General features: G+C 60.5%; 18 protein-coding genes and 1 tRNA gene. 9 read left to right on the top strand and 10 right to left on the bottom strand.

Annotation, left to right across the window (positions count from 1 at the left end; genetic code table 11):
• Positions 1–73 precede the first annotated feature (73 nt).
• Positions 74–2182: an ATP-dependent DNA helicase RecG gene (gene recG, locus QEO92_RS09720; RefSeq protein ID WP_227702867.1), complete on the top strand. Its 2109-nt coding sequence runs from the start codon at positions 74–76 to the stop codon at positions 2180–2182.
• Between the two features lies 1 nt (position 2183).
• On the opposite strand, the gene QEO92_RS09715 is transcribed toward recG, so the two are convergent.
• The 8 genes from QEO92_RS09715 to pcsA form a co-directional block, all read right to left on the bottom strand.
• Positions 2184–2879 carry a DUF502 domain-containing protein gene (locus QEO92_RS09715; RefSeq protein ID WP_037146851.1) on the bottom strand — a complete coding sequence of 232 codons (696 nt, stop codon included), beginning with the start codon at positions 2877–2879 and terminating at the stop codon, positions 2184–2186.
• Positions 2880–2969: 90 nt separating this feature from the next.
• A complete protein-coding gene (glmS, locus tag QEO92_RS09710) occupies positions 2970–4796 on the bottom strand; it encodes a glutamine--fructose-6-phosphate transaminase (isomerizing) (RefSeq protein WP_037146848.1) in 1827 nt (608 codons plus the stop codon).
• 122 nt (positions 4797–4918) lie between these two features.
• Positions 4919–6280: a bifunctional UDP-N-acetylglucosamine diphosphorylase/glucosamine-1-phosphate N-acetyltransferase GlmU gene (glmU, locus tag QEO92_RS09705; protein WP_227702866.1), complete on the bottom strand. Its 1362-nt coding sequence runs from the start codon at positions 6278–6280 to the stop codon at positions 4919–4921.
• Between the two features lie 138 nt (positions 6281–6418).
• Entirely contained in the window at positions 6419–7492 is a 1074-nt protein-coding gene (locus tag QEO92_RS09700; RefSeq protein ID WP_037146844.1) for a BMP family ABC transporter substrate-binding protein, read from the bottom strand.
• Positions 7493–7537: 45 nt separating this feature from the next.
• A complete protein-coding gene (locus tag QEO92_RS09695) occupies positions 7538–8452 on the bottom strand; it encodes an ABC transporter permease (protein ID WP_227702865.1) in 915 nt (304 codons plus the stop codon).
• Positions 8452–9540 (bottom strand): ABC transporter permease, encoded by a 1089-nt coding sequence (locus tag QEO92_RS09690; RefSeq protein ID WP_227702864.1) that lies wholly within the window; start codon positions 9538–9540, stop codon positions 8452–8454. Before QEO92_RS09690 ends, QEO92_RS09695 begins: the two co-directional genes overlap by 1 nt.
• The gene (locus QEO92_RS09685) at positions 9530–11104 is read right to left on the bottom strand and encodes an ABC transporter ATP-binding protein (RefSeq protein ID WP_227702863.1); all 1575 of its coding nucleotides are present in this window, start codon (positions 11102–11104) and stop codon (positions 9530–9532) included. Before QEO92_RS09685 ends, QEO92_RS09690 begins: the two co-directional genes overlap by 11 nt.
• A 172-nt stretch (positions 11105–11276) precedes the next feature.
• On the bottom strand, positions 11277–11960 hold the full coding sequence (pcsA, locus tag QEO92_RS09680) for a phosphatidylcholine synthase (protein WP_227705126.1): 684 nt from the start codon (positions 11958–11960) through the stop codon (positions 11277–11279).
• A 233-nt stretch (positions 11961–12193) separates the two neighbouring features.
• On the opposite strand from pcsA, the gene QEO92_RS09675 reads away from it, so the two are divergent.
• The gene (locus QEO92_RS09675) at positions 12194–13396 is read left to right on the top strand and encodes a UbiH/UbiF family hydroxylase (protein ID WP_227702862.1); all 1203 of its coding nucleotides are present in this window, start codon (positions 12194–12196) and stop codon (positions 13394–13396) included.
• Here QEO92_RS09675 and QEO92_RS09670 read toward each other — a convergent pair.
• Together QEO92_RS09670 and QEO92_RS09665 are read right to left on the bottom strand one after the other, a co-directional pair.
• A complete protein-coding gene (locus tag QEO92_RS09670; RefSeq protein WP_227702861.1) occupies positions 13373–14335 on the bottom strand; it encodes an AEC family transporter in 963 nt (320 codons plus the stop codon). The two genes, QEO92_RS09675 and QEO92_RS09670, sit on opposite strands and share 24 nt — an antisense overlap.
• Positions 14336–14380: 45 nt before the next feature.
• Positions 14381–15136, bottom strand: a complete 756-nt coding sequence (locus QEO92_RS09665; RefSeq protein ID WP_227702860.1) for a cytochrome c biogenesis CcdA family protein — start codon at positions 15134–15136, stop codon at positions 14381–14383.
• A gap of 201 nt (positions 15137–15337) precedes the next feature.
• On the opposite strand from QEO92_RS09665, the gene QEO92_RS09660 reads away from it, so the two are divergent.
• The 7 genes from QEO92_RS09660 to QEO92_RS09630 all read left to right on the top strand — a co-directional run bounded on the left by QEO92_RS09660 (position 15338) and on the right by QEO92_RS09630 (position 22116).
• Positions 15338–15413, top strand: a tRNA-Lys gene (locus tag QEO92_RS09660).
• A gap of 551 nt (positions 15414–15964) precedes the next feature.
• A complete protein-coding gene (locus tag QEO92_RS09655; RefSeq protein WP_227702859.1) occupies positions 15965–17491 on the top strand; it encodes a DegQ family serine endoprotease in 1527 nt (508 codons plus the stop codon).
• A 151-nt stretch (positions 17492–17642) separates the two neighbouring features.
• Positions 17643–17768 (top strand): hypothetical protein, encoded by a 126-nt coding sequence (locus QEO92_RS09650; RefSeq protein ID WP_265105682.1) that lies wholly within the window; start codon positions 17643–17645, stop codon positions 17766–17768.
• Between the two features lie 136 nt (positions 17769–17904).
• Complete coding sequence (locus QEO92_RS09645) at positions 17905–18483, top strand: NADPH-dependent FMN reductase (RefSeq protein ID WP_227702858.1); 579 nt, start codon at positions 17905–17907, stop codon at positions 18481–18483.
• Between the two features lie 420 nt (positions 18484–18903).
• On the top strand, positions 18904–20193 hold the full coding sequence (locus QEO92_RS09640; protein ID WP_265105681.1) for an efflux RND transporter periplasmic adaptor subunit: 1290 nt from the start codon (positions 18904–18906) through the stop codon (positions 20191–20193).
• Between the two features lie 11 nt (positions 20194–20204).
• Positions 20205–20921: an ABC transporter ATP-binding protein gene (locus QEO92_RS09635; protein ID WP_227702857.1), complete on the top strand. Its 717-nt coding sequence runs from the start codon at positions 20205–20207 to the stop codon at positions 20919–20921.
• Complete coding sequence (locus tag QEO92_RS09630; protein WP_227702856.1) at positions 20911–22116, top strand: ABC transporter permease; 1206 nt, start codon at positions 20911–20913, stop codon at positions 22114–22116. The genes QEO92_RS09635 and QEO92_RS09630 overlap by 11 nt, the downstream gene beginning before the upstream one ends.
• Positions 22117–22176 lie beyond the last annotated feature (60 nt).

Here is a 22176-nt window from a genome sequence, read left to right as displayed (position 1 = left end):
GCGGTTCATATAGGACGCTTTTCCGCCGTCGTCACCTTGCCAAATAGGCAAAATCCATCGCATTTTGCGCTTTATGCGTCCCGCCATTCTCGATCCACTGTTCTCGCCCGTCGCCTCGCTTGCCGGCGTCGGGCCGAAACTCGCCGACCTGATCGCGCGTGTTACCGGCCGCGAGGATGCGGACGATTGCCGTGTCATCGACCTCCTCTTCCACGCTCCCTATTCGCTGATCGATAGGCGCAACCGGCCGGGCATCGCCCTCGCGCCCCAAGGGGCGATCGTCACCATCGAAGGACGTGTCGATCGGCATCAGCCTCCGCCGCGCGGCAAGTCGAACTTGCCCTACCGTGTTTTTCTCCATGACGAGACGGGCGAACTGGCGCTGACCTTCTTCCATGCCAAAGGCAACTGGCTGGAGAAATCGCTGCCGATCGACGAGATGGTGATGGTGAGCGGCAAGGTAGACTGGTTCAACGGCCGCCCTTCCATGGTGCATCCGGATTTCATCGTGAAATCCTCAGAGGCCGAAAACCTGCCTTTGATCGAGCCTGTTTATCCGCTAACGGCAGGCCTGTCGCCCAAAGTGCTGCGCAGGGCGATCGACGGCGCCGTCGCACGTCTACCAACCCTGCCGGAATGGGCGGATGCAGCACTCACGCAGCGTCAAGGGTTTCCTTCCGTTGCGGAAGCCTTCAGGCGTCTGCACGATCCGCGCGATGAGACGGATATCGATCCGCAGTCGCCCGCCCGCCGTCGGCTTGCCTATGACGAGTTCCTGGCCGGCCAGGTGTCGCTCTCGCTGGTGCGCCAACGCCTTCGCAAGGTGCCGGGCCAGCCGATCCGGGTAAAGGGCGATCTATCCGCCAGGATCATAGCCTCCCTACCCTTCTCGCTGACACCGAGCCAGAAGCTGGCTGTCGATGATATTCTGAAGGATATGGCGGCTGATGAGCGCATGCTGCGGCTTCTACAGGGCGATGTCGGCGCCGGAAAGACGCTGGTTGCGCTGCTCGCCATGGCGGCGGCTGTCGAAGCCGGTGGTCAGGCCGTGCTCATGGCACCAACGGAAATCCTTGCCCGCCAACATTTCGCAACAATCTCCAAACTGGCCGGAGCGGCAGGCGTGACGGTCGAAGTCCTGACCGGGCGCACGAAAGGTCGAGAACGCGAGCAGATTGCCGAAAGAATCGCCTCCGGCGAAGCCCGGATCATTATCGGCACCCATGCACTCTTCCAGGATGCGATCAACTATCACAATTTGATGCTTGCCGTCGTGGACGAGCAGCACCGGTTTGGCGTGCATCAGCGTCTCCGGCTGACCGCCAAGGGTATCTCGCCCCACATGCTGGTGATGACCGCGACGCCGATCCCGCGCACTCTGGTGCTTGCCGCCTTCGGCGACATGGACGTTTCCAAGCTCACCGAGAAACCTGCCGGCCGCAAGCCGATCCAGACCGTCACCATCCCGACCGAACGGCTCGGCGAGATCGTCGCACGGCTGAGAAGGGCGATCGATGAAGGAAAGAAGGCTTATTGGATATGCCCACTGGTCGAGGAGTCGGATGTCTCCGACCTCATGTCGGCGGAGGAGCGGTATGCGGTGCTGGCGAAAGAGCTGGGCCGTGAGAATGTCGGGCTCATCCACGGCCGCATGAGCGGTCCGGAAAAGGATGCGGTCATGTCCGCATTCAAGAATGGCGAATTGCGTTTGCTGGTCGCGACTACCGTCGTGGAGGTGGGCGTCGACGTGCCGGATGCAACGATCATGGTGATCGAGCATGCGGAACGCTTCGGGCTTGCCCAACTCCATCAGTTGCGCGGTCGCGTCGGGCGCGGCGACGAAGCTTCCACCTGCATACTGCTCTACAAAGGGCCACTCAGCGAAACCGGACGCGCGCGGCTTTCGATCCTGCGCGACAGCGAGGACGGTTTCCTGATCGCCGAGGAGGATTTGCGCCTGCGTGGCGAAGGCGAGCTGCTAGGCACCCGCCAGTCCGGCACGCCGGGTTTCAGGATCGCCAGTCTCGAAGCGCATGCCGACCTCTTGGAGATCGCCCGCAAGGATGCAGCCTATCTGTTGGAACGTGACCCGGAATTGATGAGCGAACGCGGCCAGAACATGCGCGTGCTGCTCTATCTGCACCGTCGCGACGAGGCTATCCGTTTCCTGAGAGCGGGATAGATCAGCCTTGCGTTACCGGCGGAGGAAGAACTGCCGTGGGTACGCCTCTGGCAGGCTTATAGTCCGGCGCGATCAGCCCCCCGGAAATCAGCAGTTTCGCCCCCTCTTCCGGCGTCATGTCAAGCATGATGAGCTTGCTCTTCGGCACGAACATCAGGAAACCGGCTGTCGGCACCGGCGTCGGAGGCAGGAAGACGGCGACCATCTCCTCGCCATCCGCATTGAGCTTTGCCGCGATCTCTCCCTGTGCGTCACCGGAAATGAAAACCAGCGCCCACATGCCGGGGCTCGGGAATTCGATCAGCCCGCATTTCTTGAAGGAGGTCGACTGTTCCTTCAGCACCGTCTCCAGGATCTGCTTGACGCTCCTGTAGATCGTCCGGACGAGCGGCATGCGATGCAGGATCGACTCGCCGAAATTGACGATCGACCGCCCGATGAGGTTCTTGCCGAGGAAGCCGATGATAGTGATCAAGACGACCGCAATCACCAGACCCGTGCCGGGAATGGTGATATTGAAATAATATTGCGGGTCGTAGCGTTTCGGAATGTAAGGTGTGACCCAGCTATCCGCCCAGTCGATAAAGGTGAAGGTCAGCCATATGGTGATCGCGAGCGGCGCGCAGATGACGAGCCCCGTAAGGAAATTATTCCTGAGCCGGCCCGCCAGCGATATACGCTCTGGACTGTCGCTCATCCGGCTTCCCTGACCCATCTAAACATTGCAGCATTCATCGAGGCGACAATGCCGGATGCGATACTGCGTTGCAAGAAAAAGCCGCAGAGATCACTCGACAGTGACGGATTTCGCCAGGTTGCGCGGCTGATCGACATCCGTGCCCATGAAGACTGCCGTGTGATAGGCAAGCAACTGGATCGGCAGCGAAAAGATCATCGGCGCGATGATCTCGTCCACATTTGGCAGCGCAATGGTCGCCATGGTCGGCAGTTTCGAGGCGGCTGCCCCTTTCTCGTCGGTGATGAAGATGATCCTGCCACCGCGCGCCGCCACTTCCTGCATGTTGGAGACGGTCTTTTCGAAGAAACGATCGTGCGGCGCGATCACGATTACCGGCATGTTCTCGTCGATCAGCGCGATCGGCCCATGCTTCAGCTCGCCGGCGGCATAACCCTCCGCATGGATATAGGAGATTTCCTTGAGCTTCAGCGCACCTTCCATGGCAAGCGGAAAGCTCGTGCCGCGACCAAGATAAAGAACATCCTTGAAACGGGAGAGTTCACGAGACAGGCCCTCGATCTCGGGCTGGATGTCGTTCAACACCCGACTCATGATACGCGGCATCTCGGCAAGATGCTTGACCATCGCCTTTTCGTCGTCTGCATTCACGGTGCCACGGGCGCGACCGGCGCCGATCGCAAGTGCAGCCAGGACGGCCAACTGGCAAGTAAAGGCCTTGGTAGACGCGACGCCGATCTCCGGTCCGGCGAGGATCGGGAAGATCGCGTCCGCTTCGCGGGCAATGGTGGATTCCCTGACGTTCACCACCGCTCCGATCTTCAAGCCCTGATCCTTGCAGTAACGTAGCGAGGCCAGCGTATCCGCCGTCTCCCCGGACTGCGAGATGAACAATGCCGCCTGCGAGGGCGACAGCGGCAATTCGCGGTAACGGAATTCGGAGGCAACATCGATCTCGACGGGCAGGCGTGCATAACGCTCGAACCAGTATTTGCCGATCAGGCCCGAAAGATAGGCTGTACCGCAAGCGGCGATTGCCAGGCCGGAGACCTTGCCGAAATCGATCGCCGTATCGTTCTTCTTCACCGTATGAGCGGCAAAATCGATATAGTTGCCGAGCGCGTGAGAAATGATCTCAGGCTGCTCGTAGATCTCCTTCTCCATGAAATGGCGGTGGTTGCCCTTGTCCACCATGAAGGCGGTGGCTTGAGAAATCTGGCTCTGCCGCTTGAGCAGCTTGCCTTCGTAATCGATAATCTCGACACCTTTGTGGGTCATGATGGCGCAATCGCCATCCACCAGATAGGTGATCTCATTGGTGAAAGGCGACAACGCGATCGCGTCGGAGCCCAAAAACATCTCGCCCCGGCCATGGCCGATCGCCAGTGGCGGTCCGAAACGCGCAGCCATGATCGTGTCCGGATCGTCTTCGAACATCACGACGAGCGCATAGGCCCCGGAGACGCGGTTAAGCATGGCAAGCATGGCCTCGCGGTGATCCATGCCCTGGCGGGTGTATTTGGCGAGCAGATGCGCCACGACTTCCGTATCGGTCTGGCTCTCGAAGACGGCGCCTTCGGCAAGCAGTTCGTCCTTCAGTTCGGAAAAGTTCTCGATGATGCCGTTGTGGACGACGGCGACACCCGCGACGAAATGCGGATGCGCGTTGGTTTCATTCGGCACGCCATGGGTCGCCCAACGGGTGTGGGCAATACCGATCGTGCCGGGCAACGGTTCCGCATCGAGCTTCTTTTCAAGATTGAACAGCTTGCCCTCGGCCCGGCGGCGATCCATCCGGCCCTCGCAGATCGTCGCGATTCCGGCGGAATCATAACCGCGATATTCGAGCCGCCGAAGCGCATCAACCAAGCGTGATGCTACCGGCCCTCTTCCGACGATCCCGACAATCCCGCACATGGATGCTTATCTCCGCTTGGTTGAACCGCGTGAATTCCTATCCGATTACGCGTTTTGCGCAATCGGTTCAGTAGTCACTTTCGATGTCGGAAAGTAATGGTTGGCGGTTAAGGTGCTCTTGTTTATTTCGCTGCTTTTTTAGCGGCCTTGAAAGCAAGCGCACGCTCCCGGATCACTTTGGCACGCTCAGGCTTTATTTCCTGGCGTGCACGGCCAAGGGCCAGCGCATCGGCGGGCACGTCTTCGGTAATCACGCTGCCGGAGGCCACATAGGCGCCGTCGCCGATCGAAACCGGGGCTACCAGCGAAGAATTCGAGCCGATGAAGGCATTCGCGCCGATGCGGGTCTGGTGCTTGTTCACTCCGTCATAGTTGCAGGTGATGGCACCAGCGCCGATGTTCGAATGGGCACCGATGAACGCATCGCCGATATAGGTCAGATGATTGACTTTGGCTCCTTCGCCAATTTCGGCATTCTTGACCTCGCAGAAATTGCCGACCTTGGATTTGGAAAGCAACGTGGCGCCTGGCCGGAGACGCGCAAACGGACCTATTTCCGCCCCCGCCCCGATATGGGCGCGCTCCATATGCGAAAAGGCATGAATGAGAGCCCCGGCCTCGACCTTCACGCCAGGTCCGAAAAAGACATTCGGCTCGATAAATGCGTCCTGGCCGATTTCGGTATCGTAGGAAAGGAAGACAGTCTCCGGCGCGACCATGGTGACGCCCGAGAGCATCAGTTCGTGGCGGCGGCGCTCCTGCCACAGCCTTTCAAGGGCGGCAAGCTCGGCGCGGTTGTTGCAGCCGGCGACCTCCGTTTCGGGTGCATCGACGGCCACCACCCTGCCGCCGTCAGCACGCGCGATCTCGACCAGATCGGTAAGATAATATTCACCCTTGGCATTGTTGTTGCTGATTTTTTCGAGAAGCGACAGCGCCTTGCGGCCATCGATCGCCATCAAGCCGCTGTTGCACCAGGTGACCTTGCGTTCTTCCTCGCTTGCATCTTTCTCCTCGCGAATGGCGATGAGTTCGCCGTTTTCGACAAGGAGCCGACCGTAACCAGTCGGCTTGTCGGTATGAAAGCCGATCACCACGACATCCGCCCCGTCAGCAAGTCCTTCACGCGCCAGGGTAAAGGTCGCGGATGTCACCAGCGGCACGTCACCATAGGCAATCAACACATCGTCGTAGCCGTGAGCGATGGCATCTTTTGCTGTGAGGACCGCATGGCCCGTTCCGCGTCGTTCGGCCTGGAGAAAGGCCTCGACCGTAACGCCCTCGACAGCGCCCGCTTTGGCAACCGCATCCGCATCCCGGCCGACCACGAGCGCTGCGGCGGAAACGCCCGTCGATGCGACCGCGGCCATCACATGCGCGATCATCGGCCGACCGGCCACCGGATGCAGCACCTTTGACATCGATGACCTCATGCGTGTGCTATCGCCGGCGGCGAGGATGACGGCAAGGCAGGAACGGCTCATCGGGAATCTCCTTCATGCAATTGCCCGGCTTTTAGCAGCAAGACAGTTGAAGCGCGATAAACGGCTTGTGTGCAGCAGAAACAAAAAGGGCGCCCGAGGACGCCCTCCATGCTTCCCAAAAGGGAAGTGGATCAGACACTATTGAGGCAGCTTGTCGTCGACGCCTTCAACATAGAAATTCATGCCGAGCAAAACGCCATCCTGAGCCTTTTCGCCCGCAGCAAGCCAGGCAGTGCCGTCCTGCTTGTTGATCGGGCCGGTGAAGGGATGGAGTTCACCCGACTTGATCTTGGCTTCGGTCTCCTCGGCCATCGCCTTCACGTCGTCCGGCATGTTGGTATAGGGCGCCATGGTCAGGATGCCGTCCTTCAAGCCGTCCCAGATCTGTTCGGATTTCCAGGTGCCGTCGAGGAGTGCCTTGGTGCGCTTGATGTAATAGGCACCCCAGGTGTCTACGATCGCGGTGAGCTGGGTTTTCGGGCCGGCGGCGATCATGTCGGAAGCCTGCCCGAACGCCAGGATGCCTCGCTCGGCCGCGACCTGCATCGGAGCCGTCGTGTCGGTGTGCTGGGTCAGAATATCGACGCCCTGGTCGATGAGAGCCTTCGCAGCGTCGGCTTCCTTGCCGGGATCGAACCAGGTATTGGCCCAGACCACCTTCAGCTTGAAGTTCGGGTTGATCGACTTGGCGCCGAGCTCAAAGGCGTTGATGCCCATCACCACTTCCGGGATCGGGAAGGAAGCGATATAGCCTGCCAGCCCCTTCTTCGACATCTTCGCAGCGATCTGCCCCTGGATATAGCGACCTTCATAGAAGCGTGAGTTGTAGGTTGCGAGATTCGGAGCCGACTTGAAGCCGGTCGCATGTTCGAACTTCACGTCCGGAAACTTTTGAGCCACCTTGACGGTGGCGTCCATGAAGCCGAAAGACGTGGTAAAGACCATGGCGCAGCCGGACCGGGCCATACGCTCGATGGCGCGCTCGGCATCCGGGCCCTCCGGAACGTTTTCCAGGAAGGGCGTCTCGATCTTGTCATCGAGAGCCTTCTGGAGCTCCTGGCGGCCGAGGTCATGCGCCTGTGTCCACCCGCCGTCCGTCTTCGACCCGACGTAGATGAAACAGACCTTCTTCTTTTCCTGGGCCTGGGCGCCGGTCGAAAACCCGCCGAGCAAGGCGGCCGATGCGGCAAGGGCAATAATCAGTTTCTTCATTTCCGAACCTCTATTGGCTTGAAGACGTTTGTTTTTGCACCGCGGTCACCGGTCGGGGACAAAGGGTTTCCCGAGCGATGCCGGCGTATTGATGAGCGTCGTGCGGCGATTATGCGAGATGATGATCAGCACGACAATAGTGGCCGCATATGGAAGGGCGGACAGCAGTTGTGAAGGCAGGCCGACACCGAAGGCCTGCGCGTGCAATTGGCCAACCCCGACTGCACCGAAAAGATAACCGCCGGCAAGCACACGCCATGGCCTCCATGAGGCGAAGACGACGAGCGCCAATGCGATCCAGCCCCGGCCGGCAGACATGTTCTCCACCCATTGCGGCGTATAGACGAGCGAGAGCTGCGCTCCGGCAAGCCCGGCGCAGGCACCGCCGAACATGACCGCCAGATAGCGTGTGCGGATGACATTGATGCCCAGCGCATGAGCGGAGGCATGGCTGTCGCCGATTGCCCGGACCTGCAAGCCGGTGCGGCTCCTGAACAGGAACCAGTTGATGCCGATCACCAGCGCGATGGACAGATAGAAGATCAGGTCCTGGCTGAAGAGAACCCGGCCGACGAACGGAATATCGGAAAGCAGCGGGATGACGATCGGCGGCAGCTTGATGCCGGGCTGACCGACGAAGGCCTCGCCGATCTGGCCGGAAAGACCAAGCCCCAGGATGGTGAGTGCAAGGCCGGTCGCCACCTGGTTGGCAACGAGCGTCAGCGTCAGAAAGCCGAAGAGCAGCGAGAAAATCGCCCCGCCCAGAATGCCGGCAAGAATGCCGAGATGAGGCGAGCCGGTCAGTTGCGCGGCGGCGAAGGCGCAGACTGCGCCCATGATCATCATCCCTTCGACACCGAGGTTCAGCACGCCGGCGCGTTCCGTCACAAGCTCACCAAGCGACGCAATGACGAGCGGTGTCGATGCGGTGATGACGGTAAGGAGGATAGCCTCGAACATCAGGCCTTCACCTCCGCCGGTTTGGTGCCTGCAACGATCAGTCGAATTCTGTAGTGAATGAGCGTGTCACAGGAAAGTACGAAGAAAAGCAGCAGCCCTTGGAAAACGCGGCTGACCTTGTCCGAAATGCCGATCGAAAGCTGCGCCGCTTCGCCGCCAAGATAAGTCAGCGCCAGCACAAGGCCCGAGGCGATAATGCCGAGCGGATTGAGGCGTCCAAGGAAGGCGACGATGATGGCGGTGAAGCCATAGCCAGGCGAGATGGTGGGCTGCACATGGCCGATCGAGCCTGACACTTCCGATATACCGGCAAGCCCCGCCAGAGCGCCGGAGAGCAGCATCGAAAACCACACCATGCGGCGAGCAGAAAAGCCGGCAAAGCGCCCTGCCCTTTCTGATTGACCGAGCACGGAAACTTCGAACCCTTTCAGCATGAAGCGCATCATGAACCAGAGCGCGACGGCTGCGATAATCGCGAAGACGAAGGCCCAATGGGCGCGGCCGGAGGAGAGTATTTCCGGCAGGACCGCCTCGACCGGAAAACTCTTGGTCTGCGGGAAGTTGTATCCCTGCGGGTCGCGCCACGGACCACGCACCAACCAGTCGAGATAGAGCTGGGCGATATAGACCAGCATGAGGCTCGTCAGGATCTCGTTGGTGTTGAAGCGGGTTTTCAGAAGGGCCGGAATCCCGGCATACAGGGCGCCGCCCACCATTCCCATGATCAGCATGAGCGGCAGGATCATCGGTGAATGCCAGTCGGGATACAGCACCGGCAGGATCGAACCGGTAGTCGCGCCGATGGTAAATTGGCCTTCTGCGCCAATGTTCCAATTGTTGGACCGATAGCAGACCGCAAGCCCGACACCGATCAGAATCAGAGGGGCTGCCTTGATCGCCAGTTCGTGCAGCGACCAGACTTCCAGCAGCGGCTCGACGAAGTAAACGTAGAGCGCGTTAAGCGGGTTTTTTCCGAGCAGCCAGAACATGACCGCGCCGAAGATCAATGTGAGCGTCAGCGCAAGCAGTGGCGACAGGATCGAAAACAGCGTCGAGACGCGGGCGCGCTTTTCAAGCTCAATGCGCATGCGCCGCCTCCGGAACTGAATGGCTCTCGTGGATGCCGCCCATCATGAGACCGATGCGCTCGAGGCTGAGCGTTCCGGCCGGATACGCCTTGGACAACCTGCCTTCCGAGATTACGGCGATATTGGTCGCGACTTCGAAAATCTCGTCCAGATCCTGGCTGATAACAACAACGGCCGAGCCTGCCTTCGCCAAATCGATCAGCGCCTGGCGAATGCGGCTTGCCGCACCCGCATCGACACCCCAGGTCGGCTGATTGACGACCAGCACAGCCGGCTGACGGTCGAGCTCGCGCCCGACGATGAATTTCTGCAGATTGCCGCCGGAAAGCGAGCCCGCGAGCGGATCCTCACCGCTTTTTCTCACATCCATCGCCTCGCAGATGCGCCGCGTTGCCGAACGGATCGCATCGTGGCGGATGATTGCGGCGAAGCCGGCAGATAAAAATGCCTTCCTATCCGACTGACTGCGGGCGAGCAAAAGATTGTCGGAAAGCGGCATACCCGGGACAGCCGCATGGCCATGGCGCTCCTCCGGCACGAAGCCGGCGCCGAGCAGTCGGCGTCCGTTGATGCCGGTGTGGCCGACCGCCTTGCCGCGGATACGGATCGCCTCGTCTTCGGCGACGGGATATTCGCCCGAGAGCGCATCGAAGAGTTCACCCTGGCCGTTGCCGGCGACGCCTGCGATCGCCAGCACCTCTCCGGCCCGCACCTTCATCGAGATATTCTTCAGCGAGACGGCAAAGGGCGTGCGCGCCGGCACCGAAAGATCGCTGACCTCGATGCAGGTATCCCCAAGCGGCGCTTCGCCATCCCGATGCACCTCGGCCACGTCGGAGCCGACCATCATGCGGGCGAGCGAGGCCGGCGTCTCCTGCTTCGGATCGCAGGCGCCGGTAACCTTGCCGTGACGAAGCACGGTTGCACGATCGCAGATGCGCCGCACCTCCTCCAGCCGATGGCTGATATAGAGAACCGATCGACCTTCGGCCTTCAGCTTGAAAAGCGTTTCAAACAGACGATCAGCTTCCTGCGGCGTCAGAACCGAGGTCGGCTCGTCGAGGATGATCAGCTTGGGATTTTGGAGCAGGGCCCGAACGATCTCGATGCGCTGGCGCTCGCCGACGGAAAGGTCCGCTACATGCGCCTTGGGATCGAGCGGCAGACCATAGGCTTTCGAAAGCGACGCCGCTTCGTCGGAAATCCTCGACAGCGAAATTCTCGGGTCGAGCGACAGCGCGATGTTCTCCGCCACCGTCAGCGCCTCGAAGAGCGAGAAATGCTGGAAGACCATGCCTATGCCGAGATGGCGGGCTTCGCCGGGCGAAGCGATTGTCATTGGTGAGCCGTCCCAAAGGATCCGACCCGCGCTCGGTTGCAGCACGCCGAAAAGCATCTTGACCAGCGTGGATTTGCCGGCGCCGTTTTCGCCGAGAAGCGCATGAATCTCGCCCGGCGCGATATCCAGATCGATCGCACTGCAGGCGGCGAAGCTGCCGAAAAGTTTGGTCAAACCTCGAACCGACAAGAGCGGAACGGTCGCCGGACCTTCGGATAACGTCACTGAACCCCCTGTTTCGCCTGTGTACAGCCTTCTTGCGAGGCTCGGCCGGCACGGCGGCGCATTGTTCTTTGAACGCTTCTCAAGCCTGATGCTGAGCGTTCTTTTGTCATATTGATACCGTTTTTGTTGCTTCGCACAACATCAAAGAAAAAGCACAAGAAGCAACGTCCAACTATTTCCCCAGATTGGGGAAAAGCTGCAGCACGGCACCGATGCAATAAAGGTAGACGCCACTCACGACGACGCCCCAGACCACCCAGTCCGGCGTGGCGAAATGCAGGAGGAGTGCATAGCCACCCAGTGCGCACCAGACAAGACAGACGGCGAGGTTGAATGGTCTCAAGCGTTTCACCCGCACCGGATGCAGGAAATTGATCGGCAGGAACGTGAGGATCACGGAGATTGAGACGACGATCAGCGCCGTCAACGCACTGGCATCGATAGCAAAAAGCGTGAAGATCACCATGTTCCAGACGACCGGGAAACCGGAGAAGAAATACTCCTCCGTCTTCATGCCCGTGTCGGCGTAATAGACGGCGCTCGACACGACGATCGCGCCGGCAGCGAAGAAGGACCAGGGCTCGCCGATCATGCCGCTCTGGTAGAGTGCGAAAGCCGGCAGCAGGACATAGGTCACGTAGTCGATGATATTGTCGAGCGTGTCGCCCGACCAGTTGGGCAGGACTTCCTTGACCCGCACCTTGCGGGCAATCGGTCCGTCGATACCGTCGACAAGCAGCGCAAGGCCGAGCCACCAGAACATGTCCACAAAGCGGTGTTCGGCTGCCGCGACAACACCCAGGAAGGCCAGGAACGAACCCGAAGCAGTTAGAAGATGAACCGAAAAGGCGCGCATTTCCGCATAAGGAACTTTCCGGTAGTTGAAGATTCGTCTGATCACGCCGCCAGTCCACCTCTCTCTCGTTGGGCTGGTATGCGGCCAATCAGCACGCTTTGCAACCTGCCAGCCCTACGCGGCGCGGATAAACCCTTGCTTTTTCTATGCTGCGCCGCGATGCCCCATGGATATGCACGCTTTGAAGTTCTAAATAGTTTCGTCAAGGATATTCGCAGATCAGGACAACGGAAATGCAGCATTTCGAGATCGCCGTGGTGGGCGGGGGGCTTGCCGGATCGCTTGCGGCCCTGGCTCTCGCGCGCGCCGGGCGCAAGGTAGCCCTCATTGCTCCCGCATCCGAAAAAGCAGACGAGCGCACGACGGCCCTGATGGACCAGTCGATCCGCCTCCTGGAACGGCTCGGCGTGTGGGATGATATTGCCCCCTCGGCGGCGGCCCTGTCCATCATGCAGATCATCGATGGCACGAAGCGGCTGCTGCGGGCGCCGACGACACAGTTCCGGGCACAGGATGTCGGCTTGTATGCCTTCGGCTACAATATCCCGAACAAGGCGCTGTCGGGGACGCTGGATGCAGCCGTCACCGCGGAACCGAACATCACCAAGATTACGCAGAGCGTTCAAACCGTGGATTATTCCGCCGAACGGGCAGCGATCACGCTTTCGGATGCCTCCACCATCACGGTCGATTTTATTGTGGGGGCCGATGGACGGAAGTCAAAGACCCGCGACGCGGCCGGAATCGGCGTGCGCCGTTGGTCCTACAGCCAATCGGCACTGGTGCTGAATTTCGCCCATACGCTGCCGCACGGCAATGTCTCGACCGAATTCCACACGGAGACTGGACCTTTTACCCAGGTTCCGCTTCCGGGCCTTCGCTCCAGTCTCGTCTGGGTCGTGACGCCGAAGGAAGCTCAGCGCCTCGTCGCTCTGCCCGTCGAAGACCTGTCGCAGGCTATTGAAGATCGCATGCAGTCCATGCTCGGCAAGGTGACGGTGGAAGACACCCCGCAGATCTGGCCGCTTTCAAGTCTGATGGCGGACCGTTTCGGCAAGGGGCGCCTAGCCCTGATCGGCGAAGCCGCGCATGCCTTCCCGCCGATCGGCGCGCAGGGCCTCAACCTGTCGCTGCGCGACGTGATCGCCCTTTCCGAGCTTCTGGCGCCTATCGGCGACCGGCCGATCCCGGCGGATGCAGGCGATCGTTTCAACCGGCGCCGGCGGCCGGACGTCATGAGCCGCACCTTCGGCGTCGACGTTCTCAACCGCTCTCTGCTGTCGGATTTCCTGCCCGTGCAGATGCTGCGTGCAGCCGGCCTGCATTTCCTCGGCAGCGCCCCGCCGCTCCGCAACCTCCTGATGCGCGAGGGAATCGAGCCTGGCCGCGGGTTCCGTGCCGTCCTTGACGCCTTAAGGAATGAGGTCCGGCGGTAGAATTCCAGCGTTAATGAGGTAGAGAAACACCGGCAAGGTCAGCACCGAGAGTACGGTGATGATCAGGATGCTCGCGGACGCCCTTTCCTGCCAGACGTGATATTGCTGGCTGATGACGAAAACGTTCGTCGCCGTCGGCAGCGCCGAAAGCAGGGTTGCCGAATAGATCCAGACGGGATCGAAATTGCCGATCAGCGACAGCACCACATAGGTCGTCATCGGCAGCATGATCAGCTTGAAAACGGCGATATAGCCGATCTCCACGGGCACGCGGCGGATGGGCCTCAGCGCCAGCGTCACCCCCATGGCGAAGAGAGCGCAAGGGGCTGCCGCCTGCGCCAGATAATCGACCAGGCGCTGGAATGCCTCCGGCGGCCTGATCGCCAGGGCGGCAAAACAGAAGCCCAGCACGGTCGAGATGATGAACGGGTGCAATGCCACCCTTCGGGCAATGTCGGCCGCAACCCGGATCGCCGGGCGCCTGTCGTCCCCGGCGGCCGCCATCATGGCAGGCGCAACGATGAAATGCGCGGCATTCTCGAAGCAAACGATCAACGCCACCGGCACGGCGGCCGCTTCACCGAAGGCCAGCAACGTCAGCCCCGGTCCCATGTAACCGATATTGCCATAGGCACCCGCAAACGACTGGATTGTGCAATCGGCGAAGGAATTGCGCCTGATGAAGAAGCCGATGAGAAAAAGAAGGAAGAAGATCAGATAGGTCGCGCCGATCTCGCCGAGAATGAAGTCGACCCGGGTCAACTGTTCGACCGGCGTGCGGGAGACGAGTTTGAAGAACAGCGCCGGAAGTGCTGCGTAGATGATGAAAGTGTTCATCCAGCCAAGCGCTTCGGCGGGCTGTTTGGTAACCTTGGCAGCAAGGTAACCGATGAATATCAGCCCGAAGAAGGGCAACAGCATTGCAATAATGTCGGCCATCTTTGCTAGCCCAAGGTCCCGGGTCGCGTTGGAAGGAGATTCCCGTTAGCCGATTTGCATGAGGATTGGAAAGGTCTGCTGGAACCAGATCGCGGCAGAACTGACGAAGCCGAAGATGAAAGCGAGACCGGTCAGGATCAGGAATACGCCCATAACTTTCTCGACCGTGCCGAGATGGCGGCGGAAGCGCGTCAGGAACCGCATGAAGGCTCCCGAAAAGCCGGCGGCGATCCAGAAGGGCACGGCAAGGCCGAGCGAATAGATGGCAAGCAGCATAGCCCCCTCGCCTACGGTGTCGCGCGAGGCGGCAACACCAAGAATGGCGCCGAGCACCGGACCTATACACGGCGTCCATCCGAAGGCAAAGGCGAGCCCCATGACATAGGCGCCCGAGAGAGTTGCCGGCTGCCCGCCGCCCTGGAAGCGCGCCTCGCGGGCCAGGAAACCGATTCGGAAGACGCCGAGGAAGTTGAGGCCCATGGCGATGATGATCAGGCCGCCGATCTTGGAGAGAAGGTCCAGATGCTGGCGCAGCAGTACGCCGATCGTCGAAGCCCCTGCCCCAAGCGCCACGAAAACGGTTGCGAATCCCAGGGTGAAGAACAGCGCAGACATCAGCACCGCCCTGCGCGTTCCGCTCCTGAACTCGACAACCGCGGCACCGCCGCCGCGGAACTGTTCAACGGAAATACCCGCCATATAACAAAGATAGGGCGGCACGAGCGGCAGCACGCAAGGGGAAAGGAACGACAGCGCGCCGGCAAGAAGCGCACTCAGCAATGATATTTCGGCAATCGACACGTGTGGCTCCGGATGGCAGTCTTTTCAGACCCGGCATTGCGCTTCACGTAGCGATTCAAGGCGGCGAATGCCAATCACCTTTTCGCATCATCATGGAAAAGCGGCAAGAAGCCGCATTTTTGCTGTTTTTGCGGGTTGACCGCAACGGGTCACCTGCATATGTTCCGCGCACTTTCAAGGACGCGCTGCAGCGCACCACGGGAGAGCGTAGCTCAGCCGGTAGAGCAACTGACTTTTAATCAGTAGGTCCAGGGTTCGAATCCCTGCGTTCTCACCACCTTAAAAATTCTTCATCTTCTCAGCAGAAACATCATTCTTACGAAGAATTCAGGTTTCATCGGACGCGCGTCGGTGAATAAGATGCGGGTAAACAATTGATAAACATCAATTATTCTAATTTTTCCGCGCTCCCGAAACTCAGGTTTCGGCCGAAAATCCGGCAGGTCGCCGGTCTATAACCTTATCAATTGTTAAGCTGACTATCGCGGCTTCGAGGCGTAGTTTTCAATGCAAGACTGAATACCGCCGGCGGCCGCACATGCCGCGACGCGACGGTATGAGACAGCCGATTGAACTTCTTTGATCAAGAACGGAGGCGCCATGCGCTCGTTCATGTCGATAGATCGTCGCCCACCAATCCGGCTACGCCATCCACCGAACTGAACTTCCGAAGAGCACGACCATTCCGTGGTCTACCTGGCTCTCCTTCTCTTCTGACCTCACCGAAAGCCGATCGGCCGCGGGCTTAGTCCGCGGCTTCGATCCCCCTCGCCCCGGAACCCGTCATCAATGCGGGGCCGGAGCCATCAATCAGAAAGGAAAACCAGCATGTCCGATATCCTTCGCAAACACCGCCTCGCCGCCCTTCTTGGTGCAGCCATTGCCGTTGCTCCGCTTGCCATGCCCGTCATCTTCGGCCTCAACGCCGCCGAGGCCGCGACCGACACTGCGCCGATTACCGGCACAGTCGCCCCGGGCGGTTCCTTCGCACCGATCGTCGCAGCCGACAAGCCGGCCGTCGTCACCATCACCACCGTGATGAAAGCCCAGAATGCCGATACTGGCGACAATTCGCCATTCAGCGATGCTTCACCCTTCGATGAGCAGTTCAGGCAGTTCTTCGGCCAGCAGGGCATTCCGATCCCGCGCCAGATGCCGCAACGCCCGACCCCGCATGCAGAGGCCCTCGGTTCCGGTTTTATCATCACCGCAGACGGCTATATCGTCACCAACAATCACGTGATCGACAGCGCGACGAGCATCAGGGTAACCTTGGACGACGGCACGGAACTACCCGCCAAGCTCGTCGGCGCCGACCCGAAATCCGATCTCGCCGTCATCAAGATCAATGCGCCGAAGCCGCTTGCCACCGTTGCCTGGGGTGATTCCGACAGGCTCAATGCCGGCGATCAGATCCTTGCGATCGGCAATCCCTTCGGCATCGGTACGACGGTCACCGCCGGCATCGTCTCTGCCCGCGGCCGTGACCTGCACAGCGGTCCCTACGATGACTTCATCCAGATCGACGCACCGATCAATCACGGAAACTCCGGTGGCCCGCTTGTCGATCTCCAGGGCAAGGTGATCGGTATCAACACTGCTATCTACTCGCCGAATGGCGGTAGCGTCGGCGTCGGATTCGCGATTCCCTCCGATCAGGCGCAAAAGGTCGTCGCCAAGCTGATGAAGGACGGCTCGATCGAGCATGGCTTCATCGGCGTGCAGATCCAGCCGGTAACGGCGGACGTTGCGAGCGCCATCGGCCTTGGCAGGCCTGAAGGCGCGCTGGTCGCCAATGTGAGCGATGACACGCCGGCGTCCCGGGCCGGTATCGAGACCGGCGACGTCATCACGGCCCTCGGCGGGCAGGAGATCAAATCACCCCGCGACCTGTCGCGCATGGTCGCCGATCTCGCGCCAGGAGCCAGGGAAAGCCTCACCGTGTGGCGCGAAGGCGAGACCAGGGACCTGCGCATCACGATCGGCGGCAATCAGGACGACCAGCAGCAGGCCTCCGCCGATAACGGCGACAAGTCGAGCCCGGCCGCACAACGCGTTCCGACGATCGGCGTCGGCCTTGGCGACATTACCCCGGATGTTCGCCAGGCGCTCAACCTGCCGCGCCGGGAAAGCGGCGCGGTGATCGAAAGCGTCGCTCCCGACAAGCCGGCAACCGATGCCGGCCTGCAGCCCGGGGACATCATCGTCTCGGTCAACCAGCGGCCGGTGAAGTCAGCCAAGGAAGCCAAGGCAGCAGTTGCTGATGCGGGCAAGGCCGGTCGCAAATCGGTCCTGCTTCTCATCCAGCGCGGCGACAGCCAGACCTTTGTAGCGGTCCCCTTCTCGGTCAGCTAAACCGCCAGCTCCCGCATCATCATATGGCACAGCCCGGTCTTCGGGATCGGGCTATGTCCACACCGACCATGAATGGTCATCACGTTCTATTGAAACCCAACCAGGAACCTCTACATGTCCGGCACCGTTTATGCGGGCGAAGGAGTTCCTGATGCGGATCATTTTCGTCGTTCTCATCGCCTCGGTGCTCAGCATCCTGGCATTCAAATATGCAGACCAATCCCTCGGCAACGCCGATATCCTGGCGCCCTCCACAGAACTCTCGTCCACGAACTGAGCCGTTTTGGCGAGCATGATCGCGTGAACCCCGCAGCCGCCCCGTCGCAGCCCTCCGGCCGGCTTGACCATTTTCTTCTTGCGACCATATTGCTTCGGTCCCATCCAAATCCCTTTCCCGAAAGCGAGAAAATTTTATGGCCAAGCCGAAGATTGCCATCATCATCACGAGCACGCGCGACGTCCGTTTTGGAGAAAAGCCAGCCAAGTGGATTTACGAGACTGCGTCGCAGCGCGAGGACATGGAATTCGAACTCGTCGACTTGCGCGATTTCCCGCTGCCGTTCTTCAATGAAAAGGCATCCAATGCCTGGGTACCAACCGAAAACGAAGTCGGTCAGCGTTGGCAGAAGAAGGTCGCCAAATTCGATGGCTACATCTTTATCGTGGCAGAATACAACCGTTCGATCACGGCCGTACTCAAGAATGCCCTCGACTACTCCTACAAGGAATGGAACCGCAAGCCGGCGGCGGCCGTGGGCTACGGCAGCGTCGGAGGCGCACGTGCGGTCGAGCATTTGCGCAACATAGCCGTCGAGCTACAGATGGTTCCGACTCGCCCGGGCGTGCACATCCAGGGTGCCGATTTCTTCGCAGTCTGGCAGCAAGGCAAGGATATCAAGGAACTCACCCATCTCGAGCCAGGCGTGAAGACCATGCTGGACGACCTCGCCTGGTGGGCGGCGGCACTGAAAACAGCCCGCGAGACGGCCTGACCTTCTTCACGAGAGGTTGACCCAAAGGTTCCGACCATGGCCGGAACGTTTCGGCGTCCCGGGCTCGGTGCAATAATCACAGATTTGAAAACGACAAAAAGCCGGCATCCCGCGCGAGATGCCGGCTTTTCCATTAACGAACCGATTTGTCGCCCTGTTCTTCTTCGAACGAGACGGCAGCGTCGCCGTCGCGGAAGCCGCATTGATGCCGGCTTCGACGTTCCCAGAAAAAGAGCCGCCGTCTGATGCGGATCAAGGCAGAACTACCTTACCGATATTTAAGTTCCTCCTACACGCGTTTCATGTCATTGGAAGCATAGAGAAATCCGCGACGACCACGCTTCCGGCGGATTCGCGCCGTGTGGCGGCGGGACGGACACGTACGGCCGTCCCATATATCATCCAAAGAGGGACTTGACCTTGAACGTGCAGAAGACACCCGACCCAGCGGTAAAGACGAGCGATGCGCCCGATCTCGCCGCGATCCTGGCAGCGTCGGGCAGCGGCAAGAAGCGCCGCTGGCTCTTCTGGCCAATCGTTTCCATCGTCCTTCTGATCGCTGCCGCCGGCGCCTATACCTATTTCGGCAGCAACGGGACGCGATACGACTATACGACGCAGCCCGCGAAGCGCGGCGATCTTTCGGTCATCGTCACTGCAACCGGCTCCGTCCAGCCGACCGACCAGGTGGATATATCGAGCGAGCTCTCCGGCACGGTGCGCAAAGTCAATGTCAGCTACAACAGCCCGGTGAAGACGGGCGATGTGCTCGCCGAACTCGACACCAACAAGCAGGAGGCCGATGTTCAGAGCGCTCGCGCCCAGCTTGCCTCCGCAAAGGCGAGCGTGCTCAAGGCAGAAGCGGAAGCCGCATCGGCCAAGAATACGCTTGACCGGCTGACCGGCCTTGTCAGCAACCGCATTTCCAGCCAGCAGGAGCTGGACGCCGCCCAATATGCTTATGAAGCTGCCGTCGCGACCAAGGCGGTCAACGAAGCCGCAGTCCTGTCCGCCGAAGCCAGCCTGCAGCTTGCGGAGGTCAATCTCTCGAAACTCAAGATCGTCTCGCCGATCGACGGCGTGGTGCTCACCCGCGATGTGGATCCCGGCCAGACGGTTGCCTCCTCGCTCAATGCGCCGGTGCTCTTCACCATCGCCGGAGACCTGAGGCATATGGAACTTCAAGTCTCAGTCGATGAGGCGGATGTCGGCCAGGTGAGGGAAAGCCAACTCGCGAAATTCTCCGTCGACGCCTATCCGGACCGCAGCTTTCCCGCCGCCATCGAGACTGTCCGCTTTGCATCCGAAACCGTCTCCAATGTCGTCACCTACAAGGCGATCCTGACGGTCGACAATGCCGACCTCCTGTTGCGCCCCGGCATGACGGCAACCGCAGACATTACGGTGGAATCCGTCTCCGATGCACTCCTCGTGCCGAATGCGGCTCTGCGCTATTCGCCACCCGCGACCACCAGCGGCAATCGCGGCAGTTTCCTGACCCGGCTCTTTTCACCACCGCGCCTGCGCACAAACCGCAGCAGCGATGAGGCTTCGGCGGCCAACCGTGCCGTATGGGTCCTGCGTGCCGGCGTCCCCACGCGTGTCCAGCTGGAAACCGGCCCGACGGACGGGCAGTTCACGGTGCTGAAATCCGGCGACATCACGGAAGGCGACCTGCTGATCACGGATGCCGTGGCTCGGGCCAACTGAGGGGCAAGGCCATGACGCTTCCTCCCCTCATTACATTCAAACAGGTCTCCAAATTCTATGGCCGCGGCGAAGCTATGATCCGAGCGCTGGACCATATCGATCTCTCGATCTCGCAGGGCGAATTCGTGGCCATCATGGGGCCGTCGGGCTCGGGCAAATCCACGGCCATGAACATCATAGGCGGGCTCGACGTACCCTCCTCCGGCGAATACTTCTTCCAGGGCATCCCGACGAGCAGCTTCAACCGTTCGCAGCTCACGCTGCTTCGACGGCATATGCTGGGCTTCGTCTTCCAGGGCTTCAACCTGCTTGCCCGCACGTCCGCCGTCGAGAATGTAGAGCTGCCCCTCGTCTACCGTGGCATAGACCACCGTGAACGCCGCCGGCTCGCGCTCGCCGCGCTGGAACAGGTCGGCCTGAAGGGCCGCGAAAGCCATACGACACAGGAGCTCTCAGGCGGTCAACAGCAGCGTGTTGCGATCGCCCGCGCCATCGTCACCAATCCGGCCGTCCTGCTTGCCGACGAGCCGACCGGCAATCTGGACACCAGGACCAGCTCCGAGATCATGGAACTGATCACCCGGCTCAATCGCGAGAACGGCATCACCGTCATCATGGTCACCCATGAGGAAGACATTGCTGCCTATGGCAAACGCCTCCTGCGTTTCGTCGACGGCCGGCTTGCCTCGGATCAAGTGCGGGTGAAGGAGCCGGATCATGTTCTTTGAAACCGCAAAACTCGCCTGGCGCGCGATCAGCCGCAACATGCTGCGCTCATTCCTCACCGTGCTCGGAGTCGTTATCGGCGTCGCTGCCGTGATTGCGATGGTGACGGTTGGCAACGGCACGACGGCACGCGTTCAGAACGAGCTTTCGCGTCTCGGCACCAACACGCTGTTCGTCCGACCCGGCCAATGGGGGCCGGGACGGGTAAGCACCGAGGCCAAGCGTTTTACCGACAAGGATGTGCAGGCGATCCGGGAACAGGTGACCGGTCTGAGGGCCGTTGCTCCGGTAAACCGTGGCACGGCGACCGTGATTGCCGGCGGAGCCAACCATTCGACCAGCGCCATCGGCACCACCAATGATTACCTGATCGCGCAGGACTGGGACCTCGCGTTCGGTCGCAACTTCCTGCCAAACGAAGACCGTGGCAGCCATGCCGCCTGCATTATCGGCGAAACAGTGCGCAAGGAGCTTTTTGGCGCAGCCAACCCGGTCGGCCAGAACATTCGCGTCAGCAACATCGCCTGCCCGGTCATCGGGGTACTTGCCGTCAAGGGTCAGTCGGGCATGGGTGACGACCAGGACGACACGGTGATCATGCCGCTGAAGCTGCACCAGCGGCGGATCGGCGGGACAACGACGATCAGCAGCATCATTCTCTCCGCTCAGGACGGCGTCGCGACGTCGAAGGTGCAGTCTGACGTGGAAAGCCTGCTGCGCGAGCGGCGGCGCATCGCGATCGGCCGCGAGGACGATTTCTCGGTCAACGACATGTCGCAGATCGCCGCGGCGATGACCGGCACCACGGTGCTGCTGACGGGTTTGCTCGGGGCAGTGGCGGCTGTCAGCCTGCTCGTCGGCGGCATCGGCATCATGAACATCATGCTCGTTTCGGTGACGGAGCGCACGCGCGAAATCGGCATCCGACTGGCGATCGGCGCGCTGGAAGGACAGGTGCTCACCCAGTTCCTCGTCGAGGCCGTCATGCTGTCGATTTTCGGGGGCGTCACGGGCATTATGACAGGATTGGCTCTCGCCTTCGGCGTCGTCAGCTATCTCCAGGTGCCCTTCGTAACGAGCCCGACGATCATTGCGCTTGCATTTGTCTTCTCGGCCGCAATCGGCATGATTTTCGGTTACTTCCCTGCCCGCCGTGCGGCTCAGCTTAACCCGATCGAAGCTCTCCGACATGAATAGCGGTTCCGACCGAGCTTCGTCACGGTGCCGGTCTACCGCGATTGCCCGGGGAGAGACCAA

It is taken from the genome of Neorhizobium petrolearium, assembly GCF_029854435.1.
Lineage (GTDB): Bacteria > Pseudomonadota > Alphaproteobacteria > Rhizobiales > Rhizobiaceae > Neorhizobium > Neorhizobium petrolearium.
Note: the sequence above shows the minus strand (reverse complement) of the source record. Positions and strands in the feature narration are given on the sequence as shown.

Bases quoted from the DNA above. Each gene is read 5' to 3' on its own strand.
- QEO92_RS09700 (WP_037146844.1), bottom strand. From the start codon at position 7,492: ATGAAGAAACTGATTATTGCCCTTGCCGCATCGGCCGCCTTGCTCGGC.
- QEO92_RS09690 (WP_227702864.1), bottom strand. From the start codon at position 9,540: ATGCGCATTGAGCTTGAAAAGCGCGCCCGCGTCTCGACGCTGTTTTCG.
- QEO92_RS09635 (WP_227702857.1), top strand. From the start codon at position 20,205: ATGACGCTTCCTCCCCTCATTACATTCAAACAGGTCTCCAAATTCTAT.
- pcsA (WP_227705126.1), bottom strand. From the start codon at position 11,960: ATGCGCGCCTTTTCGGTTCATCTTCTAACTGCTTCGGGTTCGTTCCTG.
- QEO92_RS09630 (WP_227702856.1), top strand. From the start codon at position 20,911: ATGTTCTTTGAAACCGCAAAACTCGCCTGGCGCGCGATCAGCCGCAAC.
- QEO92_RS09715 (WP_037146851.1), bottom strand. From the start codon at position 2,879: ATGAGCGACAGTCCAGAGCGTATATCGCTGGCGGGCCGGCTCAGGAAT.
- QEO92_RS09650 (WP_265105682.1), top strand. From the start codon at position 17,643: ATGCGGATCATTTTCGTCGTTCTCATCGCCTCGGTGCTCAGCATCCTG.
- QEO92_RS09655 (WP_227702859.1), top strand. From the start codon at position 15,965: ATGTCCGATATCCTTCGCAAACACCGCCTCGCCGCCCTTCTTGGTGCA.
- QEO92_RS09645 (WP_227702858.1), top strand. From the start codon at position 17,905: ATGGCCAAGCCGAAGATTGCCATCATCATCACGAGCACGCGCGACGTC.
- QEO92_RS09670 (WP_227702861.1), bottom strand. From the start codon at position 14,335: ATGGCCGACATTATTGCAATGCTGTTGCCCTTCTTCGGGCTGATATTC.
- QEO92_RS09695 (WP_227702865.1), bottom strand. From the start codon at position 8,452: ATGTTCGAGGCTATCCTCCTTACCGTCATCACCGCATCGACACCGCTC.
- recG (WP_227702867.1), top strand. From the start codon at position 74: ATGCGTCCCGCCATTCTCGATCCACTGTTCTCGCCCGTCGCCTCGCTT.
- QEO92_RS09675 (WP_227702862.1), top strand. From the start codon at position 12,194: ATGCAGCATTTCGAGATCGCCGTGGTGGGCGGGGGGCTTGCCGGATCG.
- glmU (WP_227702866.1), bottom strand. From the start codon at position 6,280: ATGAGCCGTTCCTGCCTTGCCGTCATCCTCGCCGCCGGCGATAGCACA.
- glmS (WP_037146848.1), bottom strand. From the start codon at position 4,796: ATGTGCGGGATTGTCGGGATCGTCGGAAGAGGGCCGGTAGCATCACGC.